The sequence below is a fragment of the Vulcanococcus sp. Clear-D1 genome (assembly GCF_014654725.1).
GTDB lineage: Bacteria > Cyanobacteriota > Cyanobacteriia > PCC-6307 > Cyanobiaceae > Vulcanococcus.
The window spans coordinates 25065-42092 of sequence record NZ_JACVZV010000024.1 but is presented as its reverse complement, the minus strand read 5'-3'; the positions used below and the strand labels follow the sequence as shown (position 1 = coordinate 42092).

17 protein-coding genes are annotated in these 17028 nt (G+C 63.3%); 8 read left to right on the top strand and 9 right to left on the bottom strand.

From position 1 onward, the window contains the following. Window positions 1-24 precede the first annotated feature (24 nt). Together H9532_RS09490 and H9532_RS09485 are read left to right on the top strand one after the other, a co-directional pair. Window positions 25-2562 carry a glycogen/starch/alpha-glucan phosphorylase gene (locus H9532_RS09490; RefSeq protein WP_296367764.1) on the top strand — a complete coding sequence of 846 codons (2538 nt, stop codon included), beginning with the start codon at window positions 25-27 and terminating at the stop codon, window positions 2560-2562. An 81-nt stretch (window positions 2563-2643) separates the two neighbouring features. Further along, window positions 2644-3414, top strand: a complete 771-nt coding sequence (locus H9532_RS09485) for a sigma-70 family RNA polymerase sigma factor (RefSeq protein WP_296367762.1) — start codon at window positions 2644-2646, stop codon at window positions 3412-3414. Between the two features lies 1 nt (window position 3415). On the opposite strand, the gene H9532_RS09480 is transcribed toward H9532_RS09485, so the two are convergent. The 3 genes from H9532_RS09480 to H9532_RS09470 are packed head-to-tail and all read right to left on the bottom strand — an operon-like array spanning window position 3416 to window position 8416. Next, window positions 3416-5572 carry an alkaline phosphatase PhoX gene (locus H9532_RS09480; protein ID WP_296367761.1) on the bottom strand — a complete coding sequence of 719 codons (2157 nt, stop codon included), beginning with the start codon at window positions 5570-5572 and terminating at the stop codon, window positions 3416-3418. Then, window positions 5569-6582 carry an esterase-like activity of phytase family protein gene (locus H9532_RS09475; RefSeq protein WP_296367759.1) on the bottom strand — a complete coding sequence of 338 codons (1014 nt, stop codon included), beginning with the start codon at window positions 6580-6582 and terminating at the stop codon, window positions 5569-5571. Before H9532_RS09475 ends, H9532_RS09480 begins: the two co-directional genes overlap by 4 nt. Beyond that, window positions 6575-8416 (bottom strand): NAD-binding protein, encoded by a 1842-nt coding sequence (locus H9532_RS09470; protein ID WP_296367757.1) that lies wholly within the window; start codon window positions 8414-8416, stop codon window positions 6575-6577. The genes H9532_RS09475 and H9532_RS09470 overlap by 8 nt, the downstream gene beginning before the upstream one ends. A 105-nt stretch (window positions 8417-8521) precedes the next feature. Between H9532_RS09470 and H9532_RS09465 the strand changes: the two genes are divergently transcribed. Continuing rightward, window positions 8522-8890 carry a Crp/Fnr family transcriptional regulator gene (locus H9532_RS09465; RefSeq protein ID WP_296367755.1) on the top strand — a complete coding sequence of 123 codons (369 nt, stop codon included), beginning with the start codon at window positions 8522-8524 and terminating at the stop codon, window positions 8888-8890. A 26-nt stretch (window positions 8891-8916) separates the two neighbouring features. Here the strand turns inward: H9532_RS09465 and corA are convergent, their stop codons facing one another. After that, window positions 8917-10035 (bottom strand): magnesium/cobalt transporter CorA, encoded by a 1119-nt coding sequence (gene corA / locus H9532_RS09460; protein ID WP_296367753.1) that lies wholly within the window; start codon window positions 10033-10035, stop codon window positions 8917-8919. 143 nt (window positions 10036-10178) lie between these two features. On the opposite strand from corA, the gene H9532_RS09455 reads away from it, so the two are divergent. Together H9532_RS09455 and H9532_RS09450 are read left to right on the top strand one after the other, a co-directional pair. Continuing rightward, window positions 10179-10361 carry a hypothetical protein gene (locus H9532_RS09455; protein ID WP_296367751.1) on the top strand — a complete coding sequence of 61 codons (183 nt, stop codon included), beginning with the start codon at window positions 10179-10181 and terminating at the stop codon, window positions 10359-10361. Next, window positions 10354-10539, top strand: coding sequence for a hypothetical protein (locus H9532_RS09450; protein WP_296367749.1), 186 nt, complete (start codon window positions 10354-10356; stop codon window positions 10537-10539). The genes H9532_RS09455 and H9532_RS09450 overlap by 8 nt, the downstream gene beginning before the upstream one ends. Before the next feature lie 21 nt (window positions 10540-10560). Here the strand turns inward: H9532_RS09450 and H9532_RS09445 are convergent, their stop codons facing one another. Further along, on the bottom strand, window positions 10561-10737 hold the full coding sequence (locus tag H9532_RS09445; protein ID WP_296367747.1) for a hypothetical protein: 177 nt from the start codon (window positions 10735-10737) through the stop codon (window positions 10561-10563). A gap of 282 nt (window positions 10738-11019) precedes the next feature. On the opposite strand from H9532_RS09445, the gene H9532_RS09440 reads away from it, so the two are divergent. Together H9532_RS09440 and H9532_RS09435 are read left to right on the top strand one after the other, a co-directional pair. Continuing rightward, window positions 11020-11910 (top strand): CHAD domain-containing protein, encoded by an 891-nt coding sequence (locus H9532_RS09440; RefSeq protein WP_296367743.1) that lies wholly within the window; start codon window positions 11020-11022, stop codon window positions 11908-11910. Window positions 11911-11999: 89 nt separating this feature from the next. Beyond that, the gene (locus H9532_RS09435) at window positions 12000-12620 is read left to right on the top strand and encodes a Crp/Fnr family transcriptional regulator (protein WP_296367741.1); all 621 of its coding nucleotides are present in this window, start codon (window positions 12000-12002) and stop codon (window positions 12618-12620) included. A 4-nt stretch (window positions 12621-12624) separates the two neighbouring features. On the opposite strand, the gene H9532_RS09430 is transcribed toward H9532_RS09435, so the two are convergent. From H9532_RS09430 to H9532_RS09415, 4 genes are all read right to left on the bottom strand, one after another. Continuing rightward, window positions 12625-13776 (bottom strand): HAMP domain-containing sensor histidine kinase, encoded by a 1152-nt coding sequence (locus tag H9532_RS09430; RefSeq protein WP_296367739.1) that lies wholly within the window; start codon window positions 13774-13776, stop codon window positions 12625-12627. 3 nt (window positions 13777-13779) lie between these two features. Then, window positions 13780-14484, bottom strand: a complete 705-nt coding sequence (locus H9532_RS09425) for a response regulator transcription factor (RefSeq protein ID WP_296367737.1) — start codon at window positions 14482-14484, stop codon at window positions 13780-13782. 45 nt (window positions 14485-14529) lie between these two features. Next, the gene (locus H9532_RS09420; protein ID WP_296367733.1) at window positions 14530-14709 is read right to left on the bottom strand and encodes a hypothetical protein; all 180 of its coding nucleotides are present in this window, start codon (window positions 14707-14709) and stop codon (window positions 14530-14532) included. Between the two features lie 81 nt (window positions 14710-14790). After that, window positions 14791-15504, bottom strand: a complete 714-nt coding sequence (locus H9532_RS09415; protein ID WP_296367731.1) for a rubrerythrin family protein — start codon at window positions 15502-15504, stop codon at window positions 14791-14793. A 147-nt stretch (window positions 15505-15651) separates the two neighbouring features. On the opposite strand from H9532_RS09415, the gene H9532_RS09410 reads away from it, so the two are divergent. Then, on the top strand, window positions 15652-16881 hold the full coding sequence (locus tag H9532_RS09410; protein WP_296367728.1) for an FAD/NAD(P)-binding oxidoreductase: 1230 nt from the start codon (window positions 15652-15654) through the stop codon (window positions 16879-16881). Window positions 16882-17028 lie beyond the last annotated feature (147 nt).

The following is a 17028-nucleotide window of genomic DNA, read 5'->3' as shown; positions in this document are numbered from 1 at the left end:
GTTGTCCACTGTTCTTCTTCCGTCATGACCATCTCGCCTCAGGTTGCAGCGCCCGCAAGCTACGGCGATGCCCAGCGCACCGGCCTCACCGCCAATGATCTGTTCGATGGGGTTACTGAGCACCTGTTCTTCAGCCAGGGTGCCAGCACCACCGCGCCAACCGATCATGATCTCTACATGGCCTTGAGCTATGCGGTGCGTGATCGGCTCATGGCACGGCACCTGGCCTACAAGGATCTGCAACGGCAGCACCCGGCTAAATCGGTTGCCTATCTCTCGGCCGAATTCCTGATCGGCCCGCAGCTGGGCAACAACTTGCTGATGTTGGGTATCCGCGAGGAGGCCCAAGAAGCCCTGGCTCGCTTCGGGGTGAGCAGCCTCGATCGCATCCTGGCGGTGGAAGAGGAACCGGGCCTGGGTAATGGCGGCCTTGGGCGACTGGCCGCTTGTTATGTGGAATCGCTGGCCAGCTTGGAGATCCCGGCCACCGGCTACGGCATCCGCTACGAATTCGGCATTTTTGATCAGCTGATTGAGAACGGCTGGCAGGTAGAAATCACGGATAAGTGGCTCAAGGGTGGCTGGCCCTGGGAAGTGGTGTATCCCTACAAATCCTGTCGGGTGGGCTTTGGCGGCAGCACGCGCACCTATCACGATCGCGATGGGCGGCTGCGGGTGTGCTGGGAGCCGGCGGAGCAGGCCCTTGGTATCCCCCATGATGTGCCTGTGTTGGGCTACGGGGTGAACACCTGCGGACGCTTACGGCTCTGGCGAGCAGTGGCAACTGAAAGCTTTGATTTCCGAGCCTTCAACAGTGGTGACTATCACGCTGCTGTCGAAGACAAGGTGAACAGCGAGACCCTCTCCAAGGTGCTCTATCCCAACGACGGCACGGATGCCGGTCGGCGCCTGAGGCTCAAACAACAGCACTTCTTCGTGAGCTGTTCCCTGCAGGACATGTTGCGCAATCTGCTCGAGCGTGGCATTCCGATCCAAGAGTTTGAGCATCACTGGGCCGTACAGCTCAACGACACGCATCCGGCGATCGCCGTGGCCGAACTGATGCGCTTACTGGTGGATGAGCATCAACTCGATTGGGATCAGGCTTGGGGGATCACCACCCGTTCACTGGCCTACACCAATCACACCCTGCTGCCGGAAGCACTCGAGTGCTGGGGCCTTGCGCTGTTTGCCAGTTTGCTGCCGCGGCATTTGCAGATCATCTATGAGCTCAATGCCCGCTTCCTGCAACAGGTGCGGCTGCGCTACCCCGGTCGCGACGACATCCTCAGCCGCGTGTCGCTGATTGATGAGCGCGGCGGTAAAGCCGTGCGCATGGCTCACCTCGCGGCCCTGGGTTCTCATCACATCAATGGTGTGGCGGCCTTGCACAGCGAGCTGGTGCAGCGTGATCTCTTTCCTGATTTCGCCGCGCTTTGGCCGGAGAAATTCACCAACGTCACCAATGGCGTGACCCCGCGGCGCTGGGTTGCCTTGGCCAATCCTCCGCTGGCTGCCCTGTTGAGCGAACAGCTGGGGCAAGCTTGGCCCACGCAGCCGCAACGCTGGCATGAGCTGGAGCTCCTGGCTTCGGATTCCACTTTCCTGGAGCGATGGGCTGGCTGCAAGCTGGCGGCCAAGCGCCAGCTCACCAACTTGATTGCAGAGCGCAATGGGTTACTGGTGGATCCCACTTCATTGTTTGATGTGCAGGTGAAGCGGATTCATGAATACAAGCGCCAGCATCTGAATGCCCTGCAGATCGTGGCCCGCTACCTGCGCATCAAGAAGGGTCTCACCCAGGGGATGGTGCCGCGCACGGTGGTGTTTGCCGGTAAAGCAGCACCGGGCTATTACCTGGCCAAGCTGATCATCCGCCTGATCAATGGCATCGCCGATGTGGTGAACAATGATCCCGACTGTAAGGATCTGCTCAAGGTGGTGTTCCTGGCAGATTTCAATGTGAAGTTGGCCGAGCAGGTTTATCCGGCAGCTGACCTTTCCGAACAGATTTCCACGGCCGGTTTGGAGGCTTCCGGCACCGGCAACATGAAATTCATGATGAATGGTGCGCTCACCCTGGGCACCCTGGATGGTGCCAATGTGGAAATCCTTGAGCAGGTGGGCGCAGACCACTTTGAACTGTTCGGGCTCACCACCGACCAGGTGGCAGCCTGGCGTGCCTCCGGCTACCGCCCCTGGGAGGTGTTGCAGGGCTCACCGGTTCTTCAGGAGGTTGTGGAGCTGCTGTATTCAGGTCAGTTCAGCGAGGGCGATGGCGGCCTGTTCGCTCCGTTGCTGGATGGGCTCTCGCATTCCGACCCGTTCTTTGTGTTGGCCGACTTTGAGGCCTATCTGCAGGCGCAGCAACGCATTGATGGGCGTTGGCAGGATCAGCGGGGCTGGCGCCACTCTTCCCTGATGAATACAGCTCGCAGTGGCTTCTTTTCATCCGATCGCTCCATCCAAGATTACGCCGAGCGTGTCTGGAAGGTTGATCCGATGCCGGTCGAGCTGGCCTGCTCGTTGTCAGAGCAGAGCACACAACATCTGTCGTCTTGAATCTGATCCATGGCAGCTCAAGACAGCACCCGCGCCTGGTTGGATGCGGCTGGTCGAATGCCACAGAGTTCATCCCGGTTGGTGATTAGCCGTGGTCAACAGATCCGGGCGGCAGATGCCCCCGAAGCCACCCCTGCCCAGCGCCGTGCTGCGGCGCGGGCCCGCAGCCGCATGATCAAGGAAAATCTGCGCCTTGTGGTTTGTCTGGCCAAGCCGTATCAAGCCCGGATTCAGAGAAGCTCTTCACTTGAGTTCGCTGATCTGCTGCAAGCTGGCACGATCGGTTTGATTCGGGCGGTTGAGAAATTTGATCCGGCTCTTGGTTATTCCTTTTCCACCTATGCCAGCTGGTGGATCCGCCAGTCGATCCGCCGTGAGATTGAAGCCAGCAGCAGTTGCATTCGCCTCTCAGCTCGCCAACAACAGCTGCAGCTGAAGGCGCATTTCGCCCCGCCAGGCCTCACTCAGGCTGAGCTGGCTGTCTATCTAGAGGTTGACCCCGATCAGCTCAGGGAGCTGCAGCAGGCGTGGAGAGCCTCCCAGGTCGACAGCCTCGATCGTCCGCTCGAGATGGGGCACGATCAGCCGCTCAATCTGAGCGATTGCCTCGCCGCGCCACAGGATGGCTCTCTGGATCAGCAGGATTTGCACGATGCAGCAGCGCGGTTGCGCCGCAAAGCTCCCGCTGAGCTTGCCCTGCTCGATCGCCTTGTTCGGGGGGAAACCCAGAGCGATGTTGCCCGCAGCATGGGCATCACTCGCCAGGCATTGAATCGCCGCTTGGAACGGGCCACCAAACGCCTACGGCTTGTGGATCCTGGCGCCCGCGAGCTGCTGGCTGAGCGGGCTTAATTCAGATTGGTGGGAGCAACGCCCCGCCCTGGCTGCGGCTCACAGCCACGATGCCCGGCCTCGGGGGACGGCCGGGCACGCCGGAGGGCCAGTTCGAACCCAACGGCACGCTGCGGAGCTGATCAAAGCGTTGGCCTGAGCGATCCTCCAGCGTGAAGGCCTGCATTTCGAGCTGCTCGCGTTGATGGCAACCGTGTTGCTCTCCCGGATGCTGAACGGCCAGAAACAGGGTGTGTTCCTCGGGATCAAAACAGGGTCCGCAGAGTTCGGATTCGATCGGGCCGCTGGCAAATAGCACCGCCTCCTGATCGCCTGAAACGGTTCGAGGCAGGATCCAGCAGGCGTTCTTGCCGAAGATGTCGCTCTCGCTGCTGCCAAACGAACGATCCGTCACCATCCAGATGTTGCCCCGCTGATCGATCGCCAGGTTGTCGGGGTTGGCGAATCCAAGGCCTCCTTTCCAGGGTGTGCCGCCGGTGGCCACCATGCGCCACTGCAAAGCGCCGCCCGGCACCGTGCCATCGGCTGGAGCGTCGCTCAAGCGCATCACCCAGCCAAAGGGCCAGGGCGTTTCCCCCTTCGGCCCCCGAAAAATCGCGGGGTCAGGACTGCCCGTTTCATCCGAGCCTCCCATGGTGAATGTGATCAGCAGATCACCGCTGATCGGATCGATGTCGGTGTCTTCGGGGCGAGCGGTGGGGGTGGCTCCGATGGCGTTGGCGGCCAGGTGGGCATCGATGAGGATGGCGCCCTGCAGTTCCTCGGCTTCGCCGTTGTAGAGATCGGCCAGCGTTGGATACAAGCTGCGGTAGCGCTCACGTTCCGCAGCGCTGCGCAGCACTTCGCCCCCGGCACGGCGGCGATCACTGTGGGGAACTTCAATCTGGGTCGGACTCCCCAGGATCTCCTCCTGCGTGGAGTTGAAGGGATCGATGGGTGTCTTGGGAGACAGGGGAAGCCACTGGCCGGTGCCATCGGCCTTCAGCTGCGCCACCTCCAGCCGGCCTTCCTCCAGCAGCTGTGAGTTGGCGGGATTGCGGGGATCGCGCACCGGACGACGACTGACAAAGCGATACAGATGCCCGCTATGGCGATCACAGGCTGAATAAACCACCAGCGGTTCGCCGGGCCTGGCGCGTACGGCCACCGCTTCATGGCGGAACCGTCCCAGCCAGGTGTGCTTCACCGCAGGCTTGTTTGGATCTCGCGGATCCAGTTCCACCATCCATCCATATTTATTGCCGGCCAGGCCGAAGGGATTGCCAAGGCCAGCCACGCGTTGGCGTGTGAACTGAAACGGGCGCTGGGATGGCGGCGGTGAGCTGCCGTCGGCATACACCGCCTCAACCACCTGCGATTGGAAGTTCTCTTCAGCAGAGAGCACGGTGCCCCACGGGGTCTGTCCGCCGGCGCAATTGGCGAAGGTGCCAACAATGCGATCACCAAGTCCGTCGTCGTAGCCCAGGCGGTTGCGCTTGCGAAAGACCGCAGCAGCTGGACCACTGCTGCGCAGCCTCTGGTTGGGCTCCTTCAAGCCACTGAGACCATGGATCCGCCGTTCCAGTGGTGTGGGTTCATGGCGCCATCGCCCATCGGCCGCTCGCCGTAAGCCGGCTACTCCGATCCCCAGATCTTCAAGCGCCGCTTGGGCGACCTGTTCCGCCAGGTTTCGCAGTGGGCTCGCCGAGGGCAGGGCAGGGATGTCTGCCCGACCACCGGCTTGTCGCAACAGCTCCTCCAGTGCGGCAAAGGGGAGACTGCGCCCATGGGCTTCCAGATATCCCTCACACCAGTTGAGTGCGCTGATGTACTCAAAGTTGATGGTGAGTAGGGCGCGATCAGGAGCCAAAGGCGTGAAGGCGAGGTAGTCGTTGTTGAACCCCATCACGCCGTCGCCGAGCCGATCGCCCCAAGTGAGCACCACATCCGAGCGGTATCCCTTTGGCACCTCGAGCCGATCCAGCAGGCTGATGCGCCGGTAGGTTTGCCGCTGTTGCGTGCCCGTCAGGCCGTCTCCTGGCAAGGGCATTGGCCCGCTGATCGATGGCCACTCCGCCACTGGCGTTGCTCTCGCATCGGCCTGGCGATCGCTGAACACCCCTGCGGCGGCACTGACGGCCGTTAGCCCTAGGCACTCCAGCAGTGAGCGTCTCTTCATGGCTGCCATTGCGTGCAGGTGGCCGAGCGATGGGGCTGGAGCAGCGCCAATCGGCTGGTCTGTAAGGGATTGCGATTGTCGTCGCTCACCAGCAGCCAACTGGGTTGTTCAGACGACATCGTTGGTCCCAAGCTGAGACCTTCCCAGTTTTCGGGGGTCAAGCCGTCTGCCTGGAGATCCCAGTGGTGGATCGCCCTCTCCACCTGTCCTGGTTCAGGCAGGCGATAGAGACGCAGCTGGTTGCTCCATTGCAAGGGCTCCCGATAACGGCGCCAAAGGGTGAGCAAGAGCGGTGAACCCGGCTGCTGCGGATGCAAGACCTGGAGATCGGTCAGCCCCCAAGGACCATCTGCTGGTGCCTCCAGCGCCCCCTGCTCGAGGGGCTGGGGCGGGTCGAGGCGTGAAGCGCTCTGCCGTGGCCAGTCCCAGCGGAGCAGGCGAATCTGATGGGCTGGGTCCTGAAGGAGGGGGTGTTCGGCTGCCATCAGCAAGGCAAGTGGTTCTCCCGGGCGGCTGAGCCGCGCCAACCCTTCTGGGCCTGCATTGCTGTTGAGGCCCTGCTGGGGTTGCGGCTGCCAGAGCGGCGGCAGTGGTACCGCCTCCAGCAGCGCTCCGCTCACCAGCGAGAAGCGCAGCAGTAGGGCCGGACGCTCCTGGCTGCGTCTCCCTTCTGTGGCCACCCAGGCCTGATCGCCGTCGATCACCAGGCCCTCGCCATCGAGTTGTTGGGTGATCTGCTGGGGCACCCGCAGCTGCAGGGCGTCCAGGCGGCGGGGTGCGCTGTCACCTGAGGGCAGTGTCCAGGTGCTGAGCTCACCCTCTGGCAGGTCGCTCAACAGCCAGAACCGGAGCATCGGGTTCTCAACCGCGATGGCCGAATACCCCCCGCCTGGCCCCGGTAACGGCACGTCGCGGTGGATGGTCCAGCCCGCATCCAATGGGCAGGGCAGCAACGGGCTGACCAGTCCCCAGGCCGGGCCTAACAGCAGCCGCGCCCATCCGTCAGTCATGGTCGATCTGCGCAGTGGAGAGCTCGGCGGCGCTGCACAGCCGTGTCTCCACCCGTAGCCGTTGCAGTTCCCGGCACATCAGCTCCGCCAGATCGCGATCCAGAGGCTGGCTTCGTTGCCACGCACCATCCAGCCAGCTCTGCACTTGCCCAGGAGCGAGGTTCAGAAAGCGGGCGAGGCACTGCTGCACCACAAATCGCTCATGGGTGTGCGGATTGGCCCGCAGCTCCACGCAGCACGGCGCTGGTTCCCGTTCACCGCACTCCACCCGCCGGAGACTGTCGAGGTTGGCCAGCACACTGATCTCATCGCCTGGTTGCAGCGACCAATCCAGGGGAGGGATGGCACGGCCGCTGGTGTGATGACGCCGTTGATGTCGCAGCACATTCATTCCGTAGCCGTTCTCCACCCGGGCGATCGTCAGCCCGCAGAGTTGATCGTTGGGCTCCACCCGGTAGCGCACCACTAGTTGGTTCTGCCCGTTGATCTGCAGCACTCTCTCCACCCGTTCACCAAAAGCCGTGGCCACGAGGGCATCCGCGGCCAGATCCACACTGGAGATCACGCTGATACCTCCGAGTAAGCGGCCCAGTTGATCGCTGGCCTCCATGGCGTGGGCGAGCACCGCGAAGCGACAGCTGGGGTGGCTCTGCTGCAGGGTCAGTGCCGCCTGCACATTGCGGAGCAGATTGTTGCTGAGGAGTCCGATGCCCACCAGTTGTGTGTGTTTGAGCTGCTCCAGCTGACTCTCCAGCCCACTTCGGCCCTCTGCGAAGCAGGCGGTTTGCACGCCGATGCGTTCTCCTTCCAGCAGCGTTCGAATCGGTTCCACCACCTCCTGGCCGCCCACGATCAACACCTGGCGGCTGCCAACCCGAAGGCGCTCGCGCCGTTGCAGCCCCAGCCGTTCGGTGAGCAGCTGCTCGAGGATCAAGGCCACCAAGGCCGATGTGACCAGGGTGCCCAGCAGGGCGTAACTCAGGCCGGCCAGCAGTTGCCACAGGCTGCGCTGACCGAGCAACATCACCGGGTCGACGAATTCGCCCTGCAGCAGCCCAAGGGTGATCAACAGGGCACGCCGCCAGTCGCCAGCTCGCTCGGCAAACAGCACCAATCCCGTGGCGACTGCACCGAGCAAGAGTGGTGCCAGCCAGCCCAGCTGACGCTGCGGTATCGCTCGCCAACGCCGTTGCCAGCCGCGCTGTAGCTGGGCAAGCCGTTGGAGTGTTGTTTGGGTTGGTTGCGCAGCAGCTAAGCCTCGTTGCCGCCGGATGATCCAGAGATCGGCATCCAAACCCCCGGCCTGACGCAAGCGTCGGCCGGTTGGCTCTCGGATGGCTTCAGCTGCGCCCACCACGCTGATGGTGTCGCCCTCCGTATCGCTATCGAGCTGGATCAATCCCGCCTGGGGCTGCACAGCGCTGGCGATCGCTCCAGCGGTGAGCACCAGCGGGTCGACAACCGCCACCTTGGGGAGCCGTTGTTCCAGCAGCTGTCCGATCGCCTGCTCGCCGCTGCTGGAGCGCACGACGACATCGGCATCAGGATTCAACAGCCGTACCAGCAGCGCGGCCTCCAGATTCACCTGACTGTCGGCGCTGAGCAGCAACACCGACCGGCACTGCCGAATCCCGGCCTTCTCCAGCACCTGGGCATGACGCATATCGCCCTGCACCAGTTGGCTGATGCGTTCAGCCAGTTCGGCATGGCGCCACTGGGGCTCAAGCAGATCCACCGCTGACAGCGGAACGTCGAAGGGAAGCAGGCGCTCGAGGCAGGCCTGACCCAGCGCGCCCAGACCGCAGATCAGCACACCTCCGTCGCCGATCGTCACCTTGGCTCAAGACCGCCTGCCTCACCGTAGAAACCGGCTCCACGGCTGTCCTTCACCGTCCCTTCATCAAAGCTCAGCACGATGGTGCAAGGTGCATCACCTTGCATGAACTCCGGTCTGCTTCACACCATGCAGGCCCTCGCCAGCAGCCTGCCCCTGCGCGTGCTCACCGCTGGGGAGGTGTTGTTTGAAGCGGGTGAACCTGGCGACACCATCTTCTGCGTTCTCACCGGTGCGATTGAGCTCGGCTGGGGTGGTGAGGCCCCCGAGCTGTTTGGCCCTGGGGATGTGCTGGGTGTGGGCGCCCTCGTGAGCGAGAACCATCGCCGGCATGGCACGGCCCGAGCCTTGGAGCTCACGGAACTGATTGAGATGGGCCGCGAACAATTTCTGTTTGCGGTGCAGGAAACCCCCCTGTTTGCGATCGAGCTGATGGCCAGTCTTGAGCGAAGGCTGCGCGGCCTCGAAGAATGACGCATCTTCGCTGATTCCAGCGGGTTTTAGCGGCGAGGTGCGGTCCAGTCTTCAAACCAGCCACGCCGCCAGAGGTAGATCGCCTGCATGCTGGCGATCGTGCCCATCAGCACTAGCGAGGCGATGTAGCCATAGCGCCAGTGCAACTCGGGCATGTTGTCGAAGTTCATGCCATAGATTCCGGCAATGAAGGTGAGGGGCGCGAAGATCGTGGACACGATCGTGAGTGTTTTCATGATCTGGTTCATCCGATTTCCCGTGCTCGCCATGTGCGCTTCGGTGACGGCATCGCACTGATGACGCAGGATTTCACAGCTCTCAAAGATCTGCTCCACGTTCTGAGCCATTTCCTGAAATCCCTGTAAACCATCGGGCCCCATCACCGGTTGGTTTTGGCGCAGAAACAGCAGGATCTGATGCCGCAGCGGCCAGAGTTGCTGGCGGATTCGCCGTAGGTTCGCGCGCAGTTGATAAGCGCGGGTGAGCACCCGTGGCCGCGGATCCCGCAGTGCCGCTTCCTCGAGATCATCGAGGCGATTGGCCATCTGCTCCAGCATCGGAAAGATGCCATCGAGGATGTTGTCCACCATGTAATGGAGGAGATCGTCGAGGTCTTCGGCGGCAGCCACCGGGCTCTTCTGCATCAGCCAATCGGTGAGCGAGGCGAAGGGCTCACTGCTCGGCGCTTCTTCGATCGAGATCAGGCAGTTGTGGGTGAGCAGCATGCTCACCTGATCGCTCACCAGATTGAGTGGATCTCTGGAGAAGCGCAGCCGATGCAGCACCACGGCAATCACATCGCCCATGGAATCGACACGGGTGGATTGCGGTGTGTCGAGCACCAGGGGGCTGAAGGCCGCCGGAATCCGGCAGAGCTCGAGAGCCTCGCGGATCAGATGCGGCTGCCCCATGCCGCTCACCCGCAGCCAAATCGGCACCCGCTGGCTCAGCAGATCTTCAAGCTGCCCGCGATCCTTGAGGCGGCACAGTTGAGGGCCTTCCGGCCAGAGCACCAACGCTGAGAAGGTGGTGGGTGCGCGTCCGCCGGCCAGATAGAGGCTGTTGGGCATCTGGCCCGGACGTTCCTCCAGGCGGCGCGAATCCAGGGAGCCGGGCGTTGGCCTCAGTTGGGGGAGGCTCTGCATCCGTCCGTGCACGCAACCATCGGCAAGGTAGCGAGGTGTTCTGAACCCGCCGATGTGAGCCGGAGCACGGCCCCTCGGTGTTGCCTGCCACAGCCCTGCTGCGCGGAATCGACTCGAATACTGCAACGCCCAAAGGCCTTCGCATGCAGAGCATTCGGATCTGGCTGCCGCCGGTGGCCTGCTGTATGGCCATCCAGGGTTTTTGGTTGGGCACCCTGCGCATTCTGAACCCGCAGAATGCACCGGCAAATCTTCAGGATCTGCATCGCTTCGGCGGCAAAACTGCGCCTACGCTCACAAGCAGCGCCCTGAAGCCCCGTGTCTGATACGCCAAGCCTGGAGGCTCATGTGCAGAGCCTTGAGAGCTTTCGCGATTGGTTGCAATCCCTGGTGGCTGCTCAGCAGCCCCTTGAGGAATGGGCGATGAGTCCCGAGGAGCTGCGCCAGCGCTGGTTGCCGAAGCTGGCCGAGCGGGAGCAGTCGTCCAGTCGGCTCTATTTCTGAGCTGGCCACAAAGGCCTGTCCTCAGCAGCTCAGGCTTTGAGCCAGTGATCGGCTGAGCTGCCGGTGGAACTGCTGGTAATCGCCGCTGCTGAGGATGGTTTGGCGGGTGGGTTCATGGCGAGAGGCGGCCTGCAGCAAGCCGAACAGCATCAACGCCTCGCGCTGATTCAGGCAGAGCAGGTGTTCCTTCTGATGCAACGTTTCCCATCGATTGATGCTCTCTTGGGCAGCATCTGAGGCGCTGATTCCATCAGCTTCGGTCTCGGATGTGCCATTGGATGTCGATGTAAGCGATGGCCCCGCCAGGGGTTCTCGGATCAGTGTGGACAGCTTCACGCAGGAAGACTTTTTCAAGGAACGTAGCAGCGCTCCAACGGCAACCAGGGTCCATAACCACCCCTTAACTCCTTAACCTCTGCAGTGTGTTCAGAGTGAGCCTTTCGCTGTTGCCCTGTGGGCGATCTGGATCGGTCAACACCCGTGAGCGCTGATGGTTGCGGTGCGTTTGCTGCCGTTTTGCTCGAGCAGCGTGCGCGCCGTTTGGTGGCCCTGCAGCTCGATGTGCTCGCCGATCGCGATCCTGAGCCGTTGCATCAGATGCGGGTGTGCTGCCGCCAGATGCGCAGCACGGTGGAGCAGTTCGCGGCAGCACTGGTGTTGTCGGAGCAGGTGTCGGCCCAGCGGTTGGCCCGGATCGGTTCGGATCTGGGGCTCACCCGTGATCTCGATGTGATGCGCCATCGCCTGGAGCACCACTGGTTGCCCCTGCTGCCGGAGCGCGAACAGGCGCCCCTGCGCAAGCTGCTCAAGCAGCTCAAGCGTGAGCGCAAGCTGGCCTTCACGATCACAACCGACACGCTCAAGGGTCGCCGCTATCTCAAGCTGCTGGCGCGGCTGCAGCTCTGGTTGCGGGAGCCTGCTTTCACGGCCATGGGGGCAGAGCCCATGGCGGCGTGGTTTGCGGACATGCAGCAGGTGGTGTTGGCTGGCTTGTTCACGCTCCCCGGCTGGTGGGTGGAGCGCCCCCACGAGATCGATGGCGCTGTGGCGCTGCATCAGCTGCGCCGCCGGATCAAGCGAGCCCGCTACGGCCTGGCCAACCTCAGCACCCTTGCCCCTGAAGCCTTTCAGCCCTGGCTGCTGCAGCTCAAACGGATGCAGACGGCCCTTGGGGATCTTCAGGATCTGCGGGTGTTGGTGCTCACCCTGGAGCGCTTGCTGGAGGAGCGCCCCGATGCCGTGTTGCCGGTTCTCTGCAGCCTGATCTGCGAGGCCCGCGATCAGGCCTGGCTGCGCTGGCTCGAGGCCTCGGCTGAGCTGCGGTCACCAGCCGGTCGCCAGCAGCTTTTAGGGCTTCAGTTCAACACCTAACCCAGCCTTAACCGCGCCTCTACCCGGGCTTTGCTCAAGCGCTGGTGATGCTCCATACAGTCCGCGGGTCCCGTCGGCACAACAGCTCGATGGTTTACACACCAAGTGGTCAGCAGGGTCTTCGCAGCTCGCTGGAGGAGGTGTATCAGCGCCGTGATCTGGTGCACCTCAGCGCCGGCAGCAAGGTTCCCCTGCTCCGCAATCACGTGTGGCTGGTGACCCGCGGCATGGTCAAGCTCAGCTGCATGAATGAGCAGGGCGACGACCTGCTGCTCGGCCTGGCGGGCCCCAACGAGATCTTCGGTGAGCCGCTCACCAACATCGATCTCTACGAAGCCACCACCATTGGCGACAGCGATCTGCTCTGTCTGCCGATGGATGAGATCGAATCCACCCCCCATTTGGCCGTCACCCTGGTGCGGGCGATGACCAGCCGCATGCGTCAGTCGGAAGCGCTGATCGCGCTGCTCGGCCTGCGCCGCATCGAGGAGCGGGTGCGCGGATTCCTGGAGCTGCTCGCTCAGGATTACGGCCAGCCCTGCGAGCAGGGCCTGCTGCTCAACCTCCGCCTCACCCACCAAGACATCGCCAATGCCCTGAGCACCACGCGCGTCACGGTGACCCGTGTGCTCGGCCTGCTGCGGGAAGAGGGTTGGTTGCAGCTCGATGAGCAGCGGCAGTTGGTGGTGAGCCATCTGCCCCGGGGTTGAGGGTTCAGGCGGCGCGCGGCACGAGCAACTCGAGCAGTGCGCCGCCATCGGGGTGGTTGCTGGCCCGCACCATTCCTCCTTGGGAGAGGGCGATCTGCTGCACGATCGCCAGGCCCAGTCCACTGCCGCTGCGGGGTGAACGGGCCCGGGCGGGATCGCCGCGATAGAAGCGCTGGAACATCCGCTCGAGGTCGGTGTCGCTCAGGCCCGGCCCGTGATCGCGCACCGACACCATGCACCAGCGGTTTCGGGCACTGATGTCGACATCAATGGTGGCCTGATCGGGGCTGTAGCGCAGAGCGTTGTCGAGCAGGTTGAGCAGCGCTTGATGAAAGCGGGCGGGATCAATGGCCGCCAGTTCAGGTCCACCACCGCCCAGCTGCTGTGCTGAGACCACCTGCAGCTGCACGCCGCGCTCCGAGGCCAGCGGCTCGAGCGTGTTCCACACACGGTTGATCAGGGCCGCTGGATCCACCGCCGCCTGTGGGCTTGCCTCCGTGAAGGGGGTGTTGTCGAGGCGCGAGAGGTCGAGCAGATCGCTCACCAGCACCTGCAGCCGCTCCAATTCCCGCTGCAGCCGCTGCACCAACACCGCCTGGCGCCCTTCGGCTTTGAGGGCAAGGCTGTCGCCCACCAGCCGCAGGGCGGTGAGCGGTGTCTTCAATTCATGGGCCACATCGCTCACCCATTGCTCCTGGCGTTCCAACTGGCTTTCCAGTGGATTGCGCCCCTGCAGCACCACAGCCACCCAGCCGTCGTCGCCGGGCATCACCCGCACGTCGAGGTTGCTGCTGCGCAGCGGCCAGGAGCCGCGTTGGGGCAGGCCCTTGTCGCGGGCCAGGTTCACCAGGTGCAGCAGTTCATCGGAGGGATCCAACAGTGCAAAGGGCTCACCCCGCAGCCCCAGGCTGGAATCCTCCAGTTCGAGCAGCAGTTCGGCGCGGGGGTTGAGCCCGGCGATGCGGTTGTCGCCATTGAGCAGCAACCACCCCTGCGGCACCTCCTCCATCCAGGCGCGCAGTTGTGTTTCGGGTGGATCGAGGGGGCGCTGGCGGCGGCGGCGCCGTTGCAGGCGCGGCTTGCGCCGAACCAGCAGCCCCAGGCTCCCGCCAGCGGCTGCGCCGATCAATAGGGCCAGGGCCGTTTCCTTGCTCACCCGTTACCCGAAGCGATACCCAAAGCCACGCACGGTGACCAACTTGGCGGGATTGGAGGGATCGTCTTCGATCTTTTCTCGCAGCCAACGGATGTGCACATCCACCGTTTTGCTGTCGCCGATGTAATCCACGCCCCACACCTGTTCGATCAGCTGCTCGCGGCTCCAAACCCGGCGCGGGTTCTGCATGAACAGCTCCAGCAGCTTGTATTCCTTCGGTGACAGGCGGATGTCGATGCCATCGCGGGTGACCCTGCATTCACCCGGATACAGCAAGAGATCGAGATGTTCGAGGCTGCTGGTGGTTGGTAGGGGTGTGCGCTGGCGGCGCAGTAGGGCCCGGCAGCGAGCCACCAGTTCGCGCATGCCGAAGGGTTTGATCAGGTAGTCGTCGGCACCCACCTCCAGCCCCAGCACGCGATCGGTTTCGGTGTCGCGGGCACTCACCACGAGGATCAGGGGTGGTGTGCTGCCCTGGCGCAGCTGGCGGCAGAGATCCAGGCCGTTGATGCCCGGCAGCATCAGATCGAGCACCACCAGATCAAACGAGTCGCGGCTAAGCAGATCCCAGGCGCTGCGGCCGTTGGTGGCGGCCGTTACGGCGAAGCCTTCCATCTCCAGGGCTTCGGCCACGGTTTCGCGGATGGTGTCGTCGTCCTCCACCACCAGCAGCCGGGTGGTTGGGGTGGCGTCATCAACCTGGTTCATCGCTCAATTCTGGGCGTGAACCCTTGTGTTGCCCGATACCCGCCCTCAATCGGTGTGAGCGTCTTGCTGGAGGCTGCACTGGGTGAGGGCGGGATCGGTGAGGCGCTCCAGCACACGCTGGAGATCCACCGGCGAGAGTTCACCGTTTTGGCCCCATTTGAGGCTGGTGCTGGAGCCGGCGTCGCGAGGTGTGAGCTGGCCTGACGGGTTGAGATCGGCGCACATGCCGCTCGTTCTGTGCTGGAACGCACACTAAAGCCGCTGGGGGCTGATTTGCTTGTGTTAAGCGTCAGCCCCCTGAAGGTTTCAGGCTGCCTGCAGCTCCGCCGGGCGGTAGGGGATGAAGTTGGCCTTTCGGGTGCCGCAGATCGGGCAGCTCCAATCGTCGGGGATGGCTGCAAAGGCGGTGCCGGCGGCGATGCCCGAGTCGGGGTCGCCCACGGCGGGGTCGTAAATCACGCCACACACCTTGCAGATCCACAGGCCGCTCACCGGTTCGCTGGCCTCGCCGGCCGTGCCGTTGCCCTGCAGCGCTTCCAGGGCGATGCTGTAGCGATCGGCGTGGTGGTGCTCCACGAGGGTGAGCAGGCCGAAGTTGCGGGCCGCGGTGCGGAAGATGCCCGCGTGCTCCTGGGATTCGCTGATCTGCTCGTTGAACTCCGCCTCGGCGCCGCTGTCGCGGTCGGCGCGGGCCTGAGCGGCGAATTCCGGGTACATCGTTGTGTACTCGTAGGTTTCGCCCTCAATCGCCAGCTCCAGGCAGCGGCTCAGCACCGCCTGTTTCTGGGCATCGCTGAGGGAGGCGGGGTCGTCGACGACCAGCTCCGGATGCAGCAGCCGGAAGTGGGCAAACGCGTGTTCGGTTTCCTGGTTCGCGGTGTCGCGGAACAACTTGGCCAGCTCACTGTTGCCGAGCTGTTTGGCTACGTCGGCGAAGAAGAGGTATTTGCGGTTGGCCATGCTTTCGCCGCCGAAGGCGGCTTCGAGGTTGGCCTGAGTGCCGGGTTTGGAAAGGTCCATGGGTTGCGGTGCTTGCGGATGGCGCCCTGCGCTGGCGCGAGCATAGCCCGTCTTAAGCGAAGTCGGTCCGACTTTGAGAAAGTGGGTGGCGTGGTCAGACGCTGCAGGTCTGGTTAGATCTGGGGCAGCTCTTTCAATCCCAGGGTCATGGGTCATCACCAGGTGTTGATCGTGGGCGGTGGTGCGGGCGGCATCACCGTGGCCGCACGCCTCAAGCGGTTCCGCCCCAGCCTGGAGGTGGCCATCCTCGAGCCCTCCAGCGAGCACTACTACCAACCGGGTTGGACCCTGGTGGGGGGTGGGGTCTTCACCATGGCCCAGACCCGCCGCCAGGAGGCCGATCTGATTCCTGCGGGTGTCACCTGGATCCGCGAAGCGGTGGCCGGTTTCGACCCCAGCAACAACAGTGTCAGCACTAGTGGCGGTCAGACCCTTACCTACGACGCCCTGGTGGTGGCCACCGGCCTGAAGCTCAACTGGGACGCCATCAAGGGACTGCCCGAGGCCTTGGGCAAGGGCGGCGTGTGCAGCAACTACTCGAAGGATTTCGCTGCCTACACCTGGGAGTGCATCCAAAACTTCAAGGGCGGCAACGCCGTGTTCACCTGCGCGCCGATGCCGATCAAGTGCCCTGGCGCCCCCCAGAAGATCGCCTACATGGCCGACGACGCCATCAAGCGTGATCCGGCGCTGGCCGCCAAAAGCAAGGTGATTTATGCCACGGCCACTCCCGGCATCTTCGGCATCCCGGCCTATGCCGCACCACTGCGGGAGGTGGTGGCCCGCAAGGGGATTGATGCGCGCTACAGCCACACCCTGATCGAGGTGCGGCCGGAGAGCAAAGAAGCGGTGTTCAAGGTGGCTAAGGACGGGGAGGAACCCCGGGAGGAGGTGATCTCTTACGAGCTCTTGCATGTCACTCCGCCCATGGCGGCGCCGGATGTGGTGGCCCAGAGCCCCCTTGCGGCCGCCAGCGGTTTTGTGGAGGTGGACAAGCACTCCATGCAGCACCTGCGCTACCCGAACGTGTTTGCGATCGGCGATGTGAGTGGTATGCCCAACTCCAAAACCGCCGCTGCGGTGCGTGGACAGGCGCCGGCGCTGGTGACCAACCTGCTGGCCCAGCTCGATGGCGGCAAGGGCGATGGCTCCTACAACGGCTACAGCTGCTGTCCGCTGATCACCGGCTACGGCAAAACCATCATGGCCGAGTTCAACTACGACGCTCAGCCAGAGCCCTCCTTCCCCCTGGATCCCACCAAGGAGCGCTGGAGCATGTGGGTGATGAAGACCACGATCCTGCCGTGGGTGTATTGGAACCGCATGCTCAAAGGTGCCGACCACGAGAAGCGCTTCATCCCCGGCGTGAAGCATTGAGCTTGAGCGTCAGGCGGATGTTCTGCTGACCTGGACAGGGCAGGCGTGCGCTCTGTTCCTTGGGGGCTTTGTGTAGATCAGAGGCCTGTCCAAAAGCGGATATCCATGGATATCCGCTTTTGGACAGCACACCAAGACATCACCCTG